This is a genomic window from Raoultibacter phocaeensis (assembly GCF_901411515.1).
GTDB classification, from domain to species: Bacteria; Actinomycetota; Coriobacteriia; order Coriobacteriales; family Eggerthellaceae; genus Raoultibacter; species Raoultibacter phocaeensis.
Genome location: NZ_CABDUX010000001.1, coordinates 1,137,478 through 1,151,620, shown reverse-complemented (window position 1 = coordinate 1,151,620; position 14,143 = coordinate 1,137,478). Strand labels below are relative to the sequence as shown.

Annotated in this window: 11 protein-coding genes; 4 read left to right on the top strand and 7 right to left on the bottom strand. The window is 58.6% G+C overall.

Annotation, left to right across the window (positions count from 1 at the left end; genetic code table 11):
• Positions 1-24: 24 nt before the first annotated feature.
• The 4 genes from FJE54_RS04520 to FJE54_RS04505 all read right to left on the bottom strand — a co-directional run bounded on the left by FJE54_RS04520 (position 25) and on the right by FJE54_RS04505 (position 4,854).
• The gene (locus FJE54_RS04520; protein ID WP_139651540.1) at positions 25-1,398 is read right to left on the bottom strand and encodes a hemolysin family protein; all 1,374 of its coding nucleotides are present in this window, start codon (positions 1,396-1,398) and stop codon (positions 25-27) included.
• Positions 1,399-1,424: 26 nt separating this feature from the next.
• Positions 1,425-2,117 carry a PAQR family membrane homeostasis protein TrhA gene (gene trhA, locus FJE54_RS04515; protein ID WP_180326646.1) on the bottom strand — a complete coding sequence of 231 codons (693 nt, stop codon included), beginning with the start codon at positions 2,115-2,117 and terminating at the stop codon, positions 1,425-1,427.
• A 154-nt stretch (positions 2,118-2,271) separates the two neighbouring features.
• The gene (locus tag FJE54_RS04510; protein WP_255467214.1) at positions 2,272-4,362 is read right to left on the bottom strand and encodes a PH domain-containing protein; all 2,091 of its coding nucleotides are present in this window, start codon (positions 4,360-4,362) and stop codon (positions 2,272-2,274) included.
• A gap of 3 nt (positions 4,363-4,365) precedes the next feature.
• Complete coding sequence (locus FJE54_RS04505; protein WP_139651538.1) at positions 4,366-4,854, bottom strand: PH domain-containing protein; 489 nt, start codon at positions 4,852-4,854, stop codon at positions 4,366-4,368.
• 605 nt (positions 4,855-5,459) lie between these two features.
• Between FJE54_RS04505 and FJE54_RS04500 the strand changes: the two genes are divergently transcribed.
• The 3 genes from FJE54_RS04500 (at position 5,460) to FJE54_RS04490 (ending at position 8,444) form a co-directional block, all read left to right on the top strand.
• On the top strand, positions 5,460-6,284 hold the full coding sequence (locus tag FJE54_RS04500; RefSeq protein ID WP_139651537.1) for a type II secretion system protein: 825 nt from the start codon (positions 5,460-5,462) through the stop codon (positions 6,282-6,284).
• Positions 6,285-6,451: 167 nt separating this feature from the next.
• Positions 6,452-6,895, top strand: coding sequence for a GatB/YqeY domain-containing protein (locus FJE54_RS04495; protein ID WP_139651536.1), 444 nt, complete (start codon positions 6,452-6,454; stop codon positions 6,893-6,895).
• A 214-nt stretch (positions 6,896-7,109) separates the two neighbouring features.
• On the top strand, positions 7,110-8,444 hold the full coding sequence (locus FJE54_RS04490) for a purine-cytosine permease family protein (RefSeq protein WP_139651535.1): 1,335 nt from the start codon (positions 7,110-7,112) through the stop codon (positions 8,442-8,444).
• Between the two features lie 238 nt (positions 8,445-8,682).
• Here FJE54_RS04490 and FJE54_RS04485 read toward each other — a convergent pair whose 3' ends face one another.
• Positions 8,683-8,925: a hypothetical protein gene (locus FJE54_RS04485; protein WP_139651534.1), complete on the bottom strand. Its 243-nt coding sequence runs from the start codon at positions 8,923-8,925 to the stop codon at positions 8,683-8,685.
• A gap of 378 nt (positions 8,926-9,303) precedes the next feature.
• Positions 9,304-10,818 carry an FAD-dependent oxidoreductase gene (locus FJE54_RS04480; RefSeq protein WP_139651533.1) on the bottom strand — a complete coding sequence of 505 codons (1,515 nt, stop codon included), beginning with the start codon at positions 10,816-10,818 and terminating at the stop codon, positions 9,304-9,306.
• A 278-nt stretch (positions 10,819-11,096) separates the two neighbouring features.
• On the opposite strand from FJE54_RS04480, the gene FJE54_RS04475 reads away from it, so the two are divergent.
• The gene (locus FJE54_RS04475) at positions 11,097-12,548 is read left to right on the top strand and encodes a response regulator transcription factor (protein ID WP_180326567.1); all 1,452 of its coding nucleotides are present in this window, start codon (positions 11,097-11,099) and stop codon (positions 12,546-12,548) included.
• Positions 12,549-13,298: 750 nt separating this feature from the next.
• On the opposite strand, the gene FJE54_RS04470 is transcribed toward FJE54_RS04475, so the two are convergent.
• Entirely contained in the window at positions 13,299-14,132 is an 834-nt protein-coding gene (locus tag FJE54_RS04470; RefSeq protein ID WP_139651531.1) for a nitrilase-related carbon-nitrogen hydrolase, read from the bottom strand.
• Between the last annotated feature and the right edge of the window lie 11 nt (positions 14,133-14,143).

Below are 14,143 nucleotides of genomic sequence, written 5' to 3'. Positions count from 1 at the left end.
CCTTACGGATAAGCGAAGCACCTGCTAGCTGGTTTTATCTTCCGTCTCGCCACCCGGCGAGTCGATTCCACCCGTTTGTCGTGGCTCGGTTCCACCCGAACCGCCCTGCGCGTTATCAAGCTTCTTCACCCTGATGGACGATATGCGCCTTCGTCGCATCGACTGGATTTTGAACGAATATCCGTCGATCGTGAACTGGTCGCCGATCTGGGGCACTGTGTCGATCCGATCGAGCAGCCATCCGGCCACCGTCTCGTAATCGTCCGATTCCGTGACCGGCCAGCCGAGCTCTTCAGCCTCGTCGGTGGGAAGCCGCCCGTCGATCGACCACTCGTTTTCGGAAACCGGGATCACGTACTCGCTCTCCGAATCGGTTTCGTCGGTGATTTCGCCGACGATTTCCTCAACGATGTCTTCGAGGGTAATTAAACCATCGGTGCCCCCGTACTCATCTACGACGATGGCCATCTGTTGCCGATTTGTTTGCATCTCTGAGAGAAGCGGGTAGATATCCTTCGATTCGGGTACGAACATGGCCTCGTAGGCGTATTTTCCCACCTCTTCATCGGCCTTGCCGTCCATCAAAGGCGATACGAGATCTTTGTAGTGGGCGATACCCACGATGTTATCGTAATCCTCGTGGTACACAGGCAACCGCGAATAGCCGGTCCCCCGCATGCGGTCAAGTGCCTGCTTCACCGTTTCGACGTCTTCGACGAGCATCATGTCGACGCGGGGCTGCATGACTTCGCGCACCGTCGTGTCACCGAGCGCGATGATCTCATGGATCATGCGCTTCTCGTCGTCGAGCAGCTCCTTGTTGTCGGTGACCATGTACTTGATTTCCTCTTCGGACACATCTTGGCGCTCATCGGCGCTTTTGATGCGCATGAGCTTTGCCAGTCCGTTTGCGGAAGCCGAGGTGAGCCACACGAGGGGTTTTGCGATCGTGCTGAACACGATGATCGGGCGGGATACGCTTTTCGCCACTTTCTCAGCGTCGGCGAGCGCGATGCGCTTAGGCACGAGTTCGCCCACTACGATGCTCAGATAGGAAACCGCAAGCGTGATGAGCACCGGAGATAGGGCTGGTGCGATAAACGTAAGCCACCCGATACCGAAGCCGGAAAGCCACTGCGACAGTGGATCGGAGAGGTTCGTGGCCGCTGCGGCGGAAGCGAAGAACCCGACGAGCGTGATAGCCACCTGAATGGTTGCGAGGAACTGGCTCGAATCGGACGCAAGGCCCATGGCGAGCGAGGCGCGCGTATCGCCCTCTTCGGCATCCTTTTCAAGCAGCACGCGTTTCGCGTTGACGAGCGCCATCTCCGACATGGAGAAATATCCGTTCACCAGCACGAGGATAAAGGTGACGACGATGCTTATGCCAACATCCATACCGTTACTTAGGTTCACCCCTTAGGCTACAGCACGTACAGTGCGATGGCGAGAAACTGCAGAATGCTGCCTGCCAGCACCCACAGATGGAAGATGGAATGCATGTAAGGGATCTTCTTGAGTACGTAGAAGATGCACCCGATCGTATAGCAGATACCGCCGCCGACCAAGAGCCACAGACCCGGTGCGGGAATGGCCGCGATGAGCGCCGGAAGAAACCAGATGACGCACCATCCGAGCAACAGGTACAAAGCCGCCGAAATCCAGCGCGGTCGAAACACCCAGAACGCCTCGCAGGCAACGCCCACGAGCGCCACTGCCCACACGAAAACGCACAGCCACACGCCGCCTGAATCGGCAAGCGATACGAGGCAAAACGGCGTGTACGAGCCTGCGATGAACAGATAGATGCAGCTATGGTCGAGTATCTTGAAGATGCGTTTAGCCTTCTCGACCGCGATGGCATGGTACAGCGTCGACATCGTGTACTCGAGCACCATGGTGACGGCGTACACGATCGCCGCGAACAGGCGGATGCCGCCGCCATGTCCCACCGCGACCATAACGAGGATGGGAATAGCGGCTATGGCGAGCGCGATGCCGATGCCGTGCGTGATCGAGTTCGCGATCTCTTCGCCGAGCGTATACTCGCGCACGTTATGCTTCTTGCGGTTGGCGTTGCCGTACGTATTCGTGGGCCCGCCCGCACGGGCGCGCATACCCGCGAAATCGTTCGGCTTGAACTGCGAAGGCGTCCACGTTCCCGGTTCCGAGAACGGGCTCAGCTCGTCGTGCGCCGTTTGAGGAGCTTCAGACGGAGCCGGACTTCGGCCTTCCTTTGAATCGGTATGTACCAGCGTATCCATGATGCGATTACTGTACCATACTTCCGCCGGGTTTCACCCAATCAAGCCAGGTGTTTGCATCCTGTTCGGTTACGTCAAGCAACCGTAACGTTGTGCCCCCGATACCGGCCGCCGTGCGTGCATTGATCGTTGCCACGCGGGCATTGCGCTGAAACGGGTTGGTCTTCGTGAAACCGTACTGGATCTTCTTGCGGGGGAAGCTGACGCTCTCGCGTGAGAAGCCGCCGTTGGATATCTGCATGAAACGCTGGTTATAGGCGAATCCCGATCCGCGGTACCACAGCACGGCTCCCACTATGTCGAGTACGAGCAAGAGCACGCACAGAACGTAGAGCACGATGGCGCCTGTGTTCACGAAGAACAAGATGTTGACGGCATCGGCATTAGTAGGCGCGACAAACAGGTTCGCGAAGAACTGCGTGATGGCCACGACGATGGCGAGCCAAAACCCGTTGCCCTGCAGGATGCCGCGGCGGATGATGGCGCGTCGGAGCGCGACCTTCGCCACCGGCCTGTTTTCGGTAGGCACGTCGGCGAACTCGGGCACGAGTCCGGCAAGAATCTCGGGGGCACGGTTCATCTTGACGAACGGATGGATCACAAGCCCTTGCGGGTTGAGGTTTTTCTGCTGGTCCTGCTCGCTTTCGGACATGGCATCGATCTTGCCGAGCGAAAGCTCGCAGTAGCCGAGCAGGCGCCTGATGAAGCTCTGCTTGATGATGACCGACTGCACGCGGTCGATGTCGACGCCGTGGAACTGGTGCTGCAGAAGGCCGCGTTCGACCTCGATGCGGCTATCGCGTCTGCGCGCCTTGAAACCGCCGTATGAGATGCACGTTCCGATGATCGAGAAGAACCACACGACCACGAACACCGCGACGACGATGCCGGTGATGGCCCAGATGGTATTGCCCGCGAACGATCGCATGACGAAATTCACGCCGCCGTCGACGATCATGCGCCCGATGGCGGTTGAGAGAATCTGCTCGGCAAGGCCTGCTACCGAGCCGATGGCGGCGAGCACGATGAGGATGAAGCCGGTGTTGTTGGAAAGCCCCGTGAAGATGAGCTCCTTGTTGCTCATGCCGTATTCGTAGCTCACGCGGCCCGTCTCGACAGCCGCTCCGCCGAATACACCGCGCACATCGGTGAAGATTTCGGCTGGCATGTCGAGTACGTTGCCCGCCTGAGGATGGCCTGCGGGATAGACGGCTCCGGGCTGTCCCGCTGCCGCCACGACCTGCGCCTGGGCCGCCGCTGCGGCTCCCGACGCACCCGAGAGGATCGCCTGTTTGCGCGCGAACAGCTCGGTGCGCAGGCGCTCCGCTTCGGAGTTCTGCAAATACGGAATCGTAATGGCTTTGTTCGCCGATCCTCCCGCAGTATCGATATTGACGGTGCACACGCCTGCCAGACGCTGCACGATCGTCGCCTTCTGGTTCACCGATTGGATGCGCTGATACGGTACGTGCACGCGCTTCTTATTAAAGATACCCGAGTACAGGTTGAATTCGTCGGGACCGAGCTCGTAGTAGAGGTGCTTGTACGAGAGCGTCTGGAAGAGCGCCGTGATGCCGACGAGGACGATGATGCCCACCACGATGACGATGCCGATGATAAGCAGTAGGGGACCGTCGCCGCGCCCGATCGTCTCGCCTTCCGCAAACGCCCCGACGATCGAGGAGAACCCGGAGAACAGCGCGACAAGAACGAGCATGCCCGCCACCTGCAGGCTGCCGAGCCAGATATAGCTGTGATGTACCTTATGCCTGATCGGCTGCGAGGGATCCGGCATGGGCTGCTGCATAGGTTGTTGCATGGGCTGCTGCCACGCGTTCTGATCGGGGTATCCGCCGGGCACAGGCTGGGGCTGGCCCGGATAGGGGTAAGGCATAGGCTGCTGGCCAGGCTGCGCGCCCGAGGGCGGCTGTCCTTGGAAGCCTTGCTGGTTTGGCACCGATTGCCCGTAGAAAGCCTGATCGGGATACGAACCGGGCGCGGGCTGCTGCGATTGCTGGCCGGGCTGCGCCTGCTGCGGAGCCGCTCCGGGAGGCACCGGCGGCATGCCGGATGCTTGGGGACGTTGCTCTTCGCTCATGGCCTACACGTCCTCTTGCGCGATGCGGGCGAGCTCGGCCGCGCGGTCGCGCAGCTGTTCGGCAACGTGAGTCTCAAGGCCGGGGATTTCGTGTTCGCCCGCCGCCGTGGAGACGGTCACGCTCGACAGACCGAATGCGCGCAGAATGGGTCCCTGGCGCGTATCGGTGTTCTGCACGCGAATGAACGGAATGATGAAGCGCTTGCGCCATACGATGCCGCGCGCGATATCGAGGTAGTCTTCCGAAAGCTCGTAGCGCCACCGCACGAACCTGATCGGCGGAAGCACGGCAAGCCATACGATGAGACCGACCGCGTACAGCGCCGCGATGACGATGAGGACGATGAGGATCCACGAAGCGGATTCGACGAAGAAGGCGATAAGGAACGGAACGAAGCAGCACAGGAAGACGACCGTGAGCCAAATTGCGTCGTTGATACGCCAAACGTTTTTGATTTTCGGATTCAGTTGATCCTTGGGAAGGTCTCTCATGGGTTTCTTTCTCACGTGGAACGGCAAATGACCCGTCTATGATACCAAAGAACCTACGATTCCTTAGATGTTCTTACAAATATGTAACGCAACGCGTGGCCGCGCTACGCACCATACGGACCCGGCGAGAACAAACGGCCACCGAGTTGCAGACAAAGCAGCCGATGAAGGGCGCCGTCCCAACTCCGCTCGCTCGACGATCGCAACGGGAACGGATTAATCGATAATGCGTTGCTCGAAAACGCCCTTCCGACAAAACCTCGCACCCGATAGCCAGTAAAGCAGGGGTTGCAGCGCGCCCCGTGCGACCGAACTCAGCCAAACGCACTTGAGGAAGTCCCCAAAACGCCGGTGCGCCGGGCGATCTACCGTGAAGCGAGGCAAGGGCCGCCTCGCAAGGCAGTGCCGACAATGCGGGGCTTTGGGAAAGGGCATGTTCGCTCGATTCTTAATGCAGAATGGTTGGATGACTTTGCTCGGCAGCGCTGTCTACGCTTTTATGAAAGGATAAGTTCTTCATGTTGCTTATACATGATGAGTTTAGTACTATTTCATGCATACGCAAAAATGCATGATGAACTGCACGAATCTAAAACGAGGACTTGATGGGCGAGCAATCCAACCAAAGGCGCAACGCTGGCTTTACGCTGGCTGAGCTGCTCATTGTGGTTGCGATCCTGCTCGTACTCATCGCCATCGCCGTTCCCGTCTTTTCCGGCGCGCTCGGAGGCAGCGAGGAAGCGGTATGCGATGCGAACCGCCGCTCGATAAAGTCCACGTTTTACACTACGTACACGCTCGGCACTGATAAGGATTCTACCAGCGCGTTCAACACGTGCATCGCAGAGATGAAGGCAGAGAACAAAGACGTCACCTGCCCGTCGGGCGGCGCGTTCACCATCGAACGCGATGACGGCGAAGGGCATATCGTGGTTGCGTGCAGCAAACACGGGCTGAGCATCGGCGAAAGCGCGCTTGCCTGGGTAAAGAATGCCTATAACGGCAGCTGGTATACCTTCACCGATCCGGACGGAAACAAGATTACAAGCGACCAGCAAATCAGGGAGCAGTACATCAAGCAGAACGGACTTACAGAATGGCCTGCGGTTGAGGGTATCGGGAAAAACGGGCAAAAGGACACGCTCTACATCGAATTCAAGAGCTACGGCAACAGCGCCGACACCACGTTTCTCTACGCTGGAACGAACAAGAACCCGAGCCAATCCGATTGGTCGGCGTACTATATCTGCGACACCAACGGCCTGCTCGGCGAGGCGAGCGTCGGACAGTGGTACCGCGTTTCCAATCCCGTTAACGGCAACATCTCCGGGGCACCTGATAAAACAGGAGCGTACGTCAAGAAGCTCCTTGAGGAAAATCAGAACAACAAAGTAAGCCTTGTCGGCGACAAATTCGTTGAATCTTCCTGATCAAAGCCAAATCATCGGGCATCCCAGTACGGTTCGCCAACCAGTCCTTCATGATGCAACCCAGGCGAGCTTTCCGTCGGCAACCCGTAAACGCGCATGATAGTAAAACCTGTTTTTCGTGCGATATACTACTTGGAAAACAAGCGGCGAATGCGAAAGAGGGCATCATGAACTACACCGAATTACAAGACGAGATCAAAACCGCGATGCGAGCCAAGGACAAGGTTCGCCTCTCCATCCTGCGCCAACTGCACGGCGAACTGAAGAACATCGAGGTGAACGAACGCCGCGACATTGCCGACAAAGACGTCGACGACATGCTCAAGCGCCTCATCAAGCAGACGAAGGAAACGCTCGACGGCTCCATCAAAGCCGGCAACGATCAGGAGCGTACCGACACGCTCACCGAGCAGGTGGACATCCTCGAAGGCTACCTTCCCGAGCAGGTTTCGGGCGAAGCGCTTATCGCGCTGATCGACCGGGTGCTCGAGGAAACGGGTGCTTCGACGAAAAAGGACATGGGCCGCGTGATGGGCGCGCTCACCCAGGCAACCGGCGGCAACTTCGACAAGGCAGCGGCTGCCAAAGAGCTTGGAAGCAGGCTTTCGTAAGCCGGCCCGCCGCAACTGCCGCCACGCATGCGATGGCGCTGCTGCCAGGGTCGCTCTATCGCTTCCCGTTTCCTCTCGTCGCTTCGAATGGTTAACTTTTCATTTCGTACGCTTTCCGAACGCGTATCAAGGTATAATTCCCTGCTAACTTGCATCGGTGCGCTTTTTGCGGGGCGATGCGAATCGCAAGGTGTACGGATGAAAGGTAATACAAATGGATAACGATTATTCGTTATCGCGCGTACCTGATGAAGCGAAACAGCCATTTTGGAAGATTCTCTTCATCAGGATCGGCGCGATCTGCTGCGTCTCTCAGCTCATGTTAGGCGCCGCACTCGGCTTCGGCATGACGTTTTGGGATGCGTTTTTGGCAACTATGCTCGGCTCGGTGCTGTTGCAGGTAGTCAGCTGGGCGCTCGGTACCGCCGCCGCCCACGAGGGGCTCTCGACGAGTTTGCTCTCGCGGTGGACCGGGTTCGGCAAAGGCGGCTCGGCGCTGTTCGGCGGCGTCGTGGCCATCTCGATGGTAGGCTGGTTCGGCGTGCAGAACGCGGTGTTCGGCCAAGGCATGTCAGACATCATCGGCTTCACCGATTTCTTGGGTGATCTCGAGTATCCCGTCTGGGCGATCGTCACGGGCATCGGCATCACGCTGCTCGTCGTATTCGGCATCAAGGCCATCGCGAACTTCGCGACGATCTTCGTGCCGCTGTTCATCGCCGTCGTCATCTTCGCCACGTGGGTCATCTTGCAAGACCACACGCTCACCGAGCTGGTAACCATGGCACCTCCGGGAGCGGCGCTTTCGCTTGGAGCCGCAACAACCATGGTCGCGGGCGGCTTCATCGCGGGTGCCATCTGCACGCCCGACTACGCGCGCTTCCTCAAGGGCGGCACGCAGGTGTTCTGGATGACGCTCATCGGCACGTTCGTCGGTGAGCTCGGCATGAACCTGCTCGCCGTCATGCTCGCTCATGCCACGGGCACCGAGAACGTTGTCGACCTCATGATGGCCACCTCGGGCATCGTCGGCGTCATCATCGTGGTCGCCTCCACGGTCAAGCTCAACGACATCAACCTGTACTCTTCGAGCCTCGGCCTCGCCACTATGCTCAACGCGCTGTTCAACAAAAAAGTCAGCCGCAATGCGCTTGTATGGGCACTCGGCATCGTGGGCACGATCCTCTCGGTCATCGGCATTATCAACTACTTCACGAACTTCCTCACCCTGCTCGGCGTGGCCATCCCGCCCGTCGCCGGCATCATGGTGATCGACTACTACGTACTGCGCCGCAGCCGCAAGAAGCTCGACGAATCGCGCGCCAAGGGCGAGCTGCCTTCGAAAGTGGAGAACTGGAATCCCGTCGCGATCATCTGCTGGGTTGCCGGTTTCGCCGTCGGTCAGATCACGAGCATGATGAACATCGGCATCCCCGGTTTGAACTCGCTCGTTCTCGCGGGCGTGCTGTACTGGGTCATCATGAAGATCTACGGCAGCGTGAAGAAGGTCGACGTAGTGGAATTCAAGGAGACCGATCAGGTTCTGTAGGACCCACTCGCTGCTTCGCACTTGAACGAAAAGGCGCGGGAACCACCCTGCGCCTTTTTCTATGGACCGGGCTACCGACGCTGCGGTCCTTGTTCGATCGAGCTACCGACGCTGTGATCCGTGTGCGAGCACGAAGGCAGGCGGCACGAGCCAGGCGTGCTGCACAAGACGATGCAGCGCCACCCGACTTGCTTTGCGGCTGCGTAAGACGCGGACGGCGGGCAGGCTGTCAAGTTGCTCAAAGCATGGAAGGGTTTCGCTGAGCATGCACGAGAAGCAGGCGTTTGCATGCTTCCGAGTCGCACGGGGGATTGCTCTCGGGAACCAGGTATGCTGCCGCTTCGTGCCACTCTTGCTGGGAATAGCTGTCAACAGGAGTCGATTCGACAGCGGCAAACAAGGGATATCGTTCGGGATGCAGTTTAAGCTCGGACAGATAGCCGCACCGGGCTTTTTCAGCAAGATCGTCGATCAATCCCATCCCCGCGCCCCTTTCGCCTATCCGTTCGACTATCCACGTGCTCCCGAGCACCTGCAAGCGCCTCGCCCGATGTCGGTTTTCTTGTCATGCGAACAATAGCAGAGACGCCCCCCCCCGCAAGTTTTTGGTAAGGAGTTAGATTAAAACACCTGGTAAAGGGGCATGGGTTGTTAAGGCGAACGGCTGCATCAGATGCAAACCAGCGCGGCAGGTTCGGCCGATGCAGATAGGCAACCGAATCGGCCCGATGCGCCTTCGCACGCAAGGGCACCGAACCAACAAGCGAACGGGGCCCGGTTATCCGGACCCCTTTCGCATCTTTTTCACACTCCGCTCTTCGCTGTCGCCGAGCACCTGTGGGACTTCCACATTGTCAGGTTATGAAGCAATGTAGTCGGAAGCGCTCTTGCCGCCGATGCGACCCCACGTGAAGCAGTTGGAAAGAGTGAAGCCCATGTAGGCGGAGTTGCAGCTTGCCTCGCCACCGACGTACAGTCCAGGAATCGGCGTACCGTCAGCGCAGATAACCTCGCCGTTTTCATTGCGGGCGATGCCGCCGTACGTGATGATCTCACAGGGCACCACCGGCAGAGCCACGAAGGGCGGTACCAGCTTAACGGTAGGAAGCCTTCCGAATTCCGCATCGAACCCAGCGTCGACCGCGGCATTGTAGGCATCGATCGTCGCCGCAAGATTTTCGGCATCAACGCCCATGTTCGCAGCAAGCTCAGCCGCATCGGCCCCCTTGATGTACTCGAGCCCTTCGCCGCGCTTGGTCTTTCCGTCGGTTGCCGTGATCGCCGCCTCGTCGGATACCTGCCACACGAATCCCTTGTTGTCGCGATGCATCTGATCGAACACCGGCCCATTGAAGTTCTGGCTCATAAAACCGCCGTCGCCTTCGTTCGTGAAACGCTTGCCTTCGGCACCGACGAAGATCACGTTGGGCAAAAGCGTGAACCCGTTCACGTTCGCCGAAGCCGAGGTGCCCTCATGCTCGCTCATGATGACATAGTCTTTGAGGACGCACATCATGTCGTTGGTGTGCGAGGTGGCCGCCCCCGCGTTCGACGCGGCGATGAGGCCGTCGCCCTCGGAGCCGAGATACCCGATGCCGAACGTGCCCGCCTTTTCGGGGTCGAGACGGGCTGCCAATTCGGGATTGTACGCATAGCCGCCGGTAGCGATCATGATCGCCTTCGCCTGGATGCGCACTGTTCCCTTTTTTCCTTCGGCTACCGCACCGGCGACGCGGCCTTCGGTATCGAGCAGGATTTCGACGAGCTTGGTTTCCTTCTCGGTTTCTACGCCCAGCTCGTCAAGCCTGGCGCCGAATGCCTGCGCAAATCCCGCACCGCCTTCTTCGACGATATGCATCATCTGCAAAGGCCCGTAGTACACGGCGACATCCTCGGTGAAGGGAACCTGCACGCGGTCGATCAGCCAGTCTATGATTTCGCCGCAGCGCTCGACCGTAATCTTGGTGAGCGCGGGATCGAGATGGTACGTCGCGTTGTTCATGAGGTTCGCATACATCTCGTCGTAGGTGAGCTTGATGTCCTGCTTCTTCTGTATCTGCGTGTCGAACCCGGCGATCATGCCCTGCGAGGTTGTCGTCGTGCCGCCGACATTAGACCGCTTCTCGATGATCAGCACGTTTTCGACTCCGTTATCTTTCGCTTCGATGGCGCAGGCCATGCCGGCACCGCCGCTGCCGCAGATAAGCAGATCGGTGGACATGTCCCAGGTGCCGCTATCGGGCGATTGGCCTGCACTGCTCGAATCGCCCGAACTCTCCCCTGGCGAGCAGGCTGCAAGTCCCCCCGCCGCCATGGCCGCCGCCCCCAGTGCCGCCGCGCCAATGAAGTTGCGTCGTGTCAGTTCTTTTCCCATGTGTCCTCCCATGTCGATCGGGCCCGAATAATACATCGCCGCCAAAGCCGTCTCCCCGACTGCCTTGTTTCGGCCTTCTCGACGGACACTGGCCCACTTGTGCCGCCGATATCTGAAACGCTACCTGCTGGACGTGTTCGGCGCATCTCGCAGAGTGGGTTTTTCGCCTCCCCCATTTTGTGGTAATCGACGAAACGACAAGGTTTTGCCGCCGCATTCGGTTGACAGATCATGGCCGCTGAAGGTTAATGGGTACAGGAGGTGGGCAGGTGTCGAACATGGGGATCCTGGGTCGCACGATGAATGCGCGCGGAGGACTTTTGATCGCGCTCGGGTTTGCGGCGTTCAAGATCGTGCAGACGTATGTGTATTCGACGGCGGTCTTCAACGTCGACGTCTCGTTCATCGTCGTCTCGGGCATAAGTTTCAGCATGCTCTCCGCCTGCGTTGTCATCGCAGCTGACCTGCTCGTTGTGGTGCTCGTGTTCTCCGGGTGGCTGCGCGCTTTCCGCATGCCCGTTGCATTGCCCGCCCTTGCATTGGCCACCGCGATGATCGCATCGTTCTTAGGCCTTCTCGATCCCCTCGATCCGCTGGCCCGGCTCGCGATCGTATCCGGTGCCTATGGTGCGGCAAACGTTGCAATAACGCTTGCGTGGGTTGCCGCCTTTTCGCGCATGGAACCCGGCGGGAGCATGAAATCGCTTGCATTCGCGATGTTGCTCGCCTCGGGCGCATCCCTCTTTCTGCAGGATCAGGATCGAACGCTCGTGCTGGTGGTACTCCTTATGCTGCTCGCATGTTCCGTTTGGCTCCATCATGCGGTCGTAAGGGGAAGTGCGCGTACCGACGGGGGCGATCGCGCGCATGCGGAGCAGGACGGACGTTCGGCAAAGCCTGCCACGGTCCAGCGCCCCTCGTTCCGCACGCATCTGCGTTGCCTTGCGGCGATCGGAGAAGGTCTCGCTTCCCTGCTTGTGCTCGGTTGCACGGTGGGTATCATCAATGGATTCATGGTGGCCGAAAATTTCAGCTACGAAGGTTCGCCTGGCGCCTCCCTCATCGGATCGATTGTCGGAACGATAGCGTTTTTCCTGCTCGCCTTCACGTTTCCGAAGGCCTACAATACGACGAAGGCCTACCGCATCCTGTTTCCCATACTCACGGCGCTCCTTATCGCGTGGCCGTTTCTCGATTTCAAGTACAGCTACTTTTTCAGCGTGGCTTTTCTTGCCGGATACAACCTCATCTCGATAAGCGTCATGTACCTAATTATCAGCGAGACGCATAAGCGACACCTCGATCCGTATGCATTTATGGCAATTGCGATGGTGTTCATCAGGCTTTTCTCTGCTATGGGCATTGTGGTCGGAGCTTCGGTATCTTCTCTGAATGAGCCGTCGTCGTTCAAGACCATGCTTGTCGTTGCGATCGGGCTGTATCTGCTTTCCATGGTGCTGCTGCTCATGCTTCGAGGGCGCAACGGGAGGGCCTCAAAGGAGTCGGGAGAAGTGGCGTTCAACCGCACCGCTTCGATGCTCGCCCAGAAAAACCACCTGACCGAGCGCGAGACGGATATTCTCAAGCATATCGCACGCGGGAGAACGGCTGCCTACATCGGACAAGAGCTGTACCTTTCTCCGCATACCGTGCGCTGCCACATGAAGAGCATATACGCCAAGTTAGGCGTGCACTCGAAACAGGAGCTGATCGACCTGTTCTTCAAGTAAGCCGTGCGTGATGCGCATGGGATTCGGAGTCTTTTCGTGCCACGATCTCTTGCGTTGCCAGCCGCCGAACACTTCGCATGACAAGCCATGCTTGTCGGCTTCGGTGCGAAGGTGGTTTTCGGGGTATCGGCGAGTATGCACGCGTCTTCGCCCCGTGCGCAGGCGTGACGGCTGATGCCCGACCGTCATGCTCTTGGTCCGAAGTGGGAACGCGCAGGACCAAGGGTGAAGGGCGTCGGTCTGCCCAAATGGACCAGCGTTATGATTGCTGTGTTCCGGGTTTGCGAAAATTTGGCACAAAATTGGAGGTTTGACAATTATAGAATATCATACATTTAATAATCAGGTAGTTCAAATTTTTTCATCAGGCATTTTGCACTTCGGTGATTCAAAATTCATTACTTATGGTATTATATAATTGTCAAACCTCCAATTTTGTGCCAGAATCCGAGAACTTGGGAACACGAGCTGCGCCCATTCGGGCCGCAAGCACGGTTGGGTGCACTGCCGCGCTGCATGCATAATAAAAAGCGCACTCGATCTCATCGGATGGATCGAGTGCGCTATGGGATGGACTGGGTACGTTTTCCGATGGAACAAGCGCGCGCTTTAGTGGGTCGGGCGCGCCTTTTGGTGGATCGAGCGCGCTATTTGATGGGCCGAGCACTTCCTGGTGGGCCGAGCGCTTCCCAACGAATCAAGCGTGCCTCCCGATGGAATAAGCGCGGTTCGAGCGGCACACTACTTGAATTACGGCCAGAGCTTCACCTCGTCGTACAGCTCGGGGCGGCGATCGCGCAGATAGGGGCTTGCGGTGCGGAACGTCTTGATCTGATCGAGCTCGAGATCGGCGTACAGGATGCCCTCGGCTTCCTCGGACAACTCGGCGATCACGGCACCGCGCGGATTGCAGATGCGCGTGTGGCCGCCCATGTACAGATCGTCTTCGCGCCCATGCCGGTTGACCGCGGCCAAAAACACGGTGTTCTCGAGCGCACGGCACTGCGTGTTGTAGTTCCACACGTCGTGGTCTTCCTCGCACCAAGCCGAAGGACACACGAGAATCTCGGCTCCCTTGAGCGCGAGCATGCGGGCAACCTCGGGAAAGCCCATGTCGTAGCAGATCATGATGCCCACTTTGCCGAACTCGGTATCGAATACGGGAAACGAGTTACCCGAACGGAAGTAAAAGCGCTCGAGCGCCCACAGATGCGCCTTGTCGAACGTGCCCATGAGCTCGCCCGCGCGGTCGATGAACACCGAGCTGTTGAACGCCACCGCCGGAAGCTGCTCTTTGACAAGAGCGAGCCCCGCGATCACGTACACGTTGTTCTCGCGCGCCGCCTTCCGCAAAGCCGCAACGGTGGGGCCATCGACGGGCTCGGCCAAGTCGAGGATGCGCGGACCCACGATATCGAGGTTGTAGCCCGTCGAGAACAGCTCGGGCAGCACCACAAGATCGGCCCCGCCCGCAGCCGCTTCTGCGATGAGTTCGCAGGCATGGGCGGTGTTGGCCTCAACTTCGCAGACCGCTCCCTCGAACTGGACGAGCGCGATCTTCGGCGTGCGGTTGGTCGTTTCCATCGGTACTCCTC

Excerpts from the sequence above, each read along its gene's own strand:
- FJE54_RS04520 (WP_139651540.1), bottom strand. The coding sequence starts at position 1,398 with ATGGATGTTGGCATAAGCATCGTCGTCACCTTTATCCTCGTGCTGGTG.
- trhA (WP_180326646.1), bottom strand. The coding sequence starts at position 2,117 with ATGCGCGCCCGTGCGGGCGGGCCCACGAATACGTACGGCAACGCCAAC.
- FJE54_RS04510 (WP_255467214.1), bottom strand. The coding sequence starts at position 4,362 with ATGAGCGAAGAGCAACGTCCCCAAGCATCCGGCATGCCGCCGGTGCCT.
- FJE54_RS04505 (WP_139651538.1), bottom strand. The coding sequence starts at position 4,854 with ATGAGAGACCTTCCCAAGGATCAACTGAATCCGAAAATCAAAAACGTT.
- FJE54_RS04500 (WP_139651537.1), top strand. The coding sequence starts at position 5,460 with ATGGGCGAGCAATCCAACCAAAGGCGCAACGCTGGCTTTACGCTGGCT.
- FJE54_RS04495 (WP_139651536.1), top strand. The coding sequence starts at position 6,452 with ATGAACTACACCGAATTACAAGACGAGATCAAAACCGCGATGCGAGCC.
- FJE54_RS04490 (WP_139651535.1), top strand. The coding sequence starts at position 7,110 with ATGGATAACGATTATTCGTTATCGCGCGTACCTGATGAAGCGAAACAG.
- FJE54_RS04485 (WP_139651534.1), bottom strand. The coding sequence starts at position 8,925 with ATGGGATTGATCGACGATCTTGCTGAAAAAGCCCGGTGCGGCTATCTG.
- FJE54_RS04480 (WP_139651533.1), bottom strand. The coding sequence starts at position 10,818 with ATGGGAAAAGAACTGACACGACGCAACTTCATTGGCGCGGCGGCACTG.
- FJE54_RS04475 (WP_180326567.1), top strand. The coding sequence starts at position 11,097 with ATGGGGATCCTGGGTCGCACGATGAATGCGCGCGGAGGACTTTTGATC.
- FJE54_RS04470 (WP_139651531.1), bottom strand. The coding sequence starts at position 14,132 with ATGGAAACGACCAACCGCACGCCGAAGATCGCGCTCGTCCAGTTCGAG.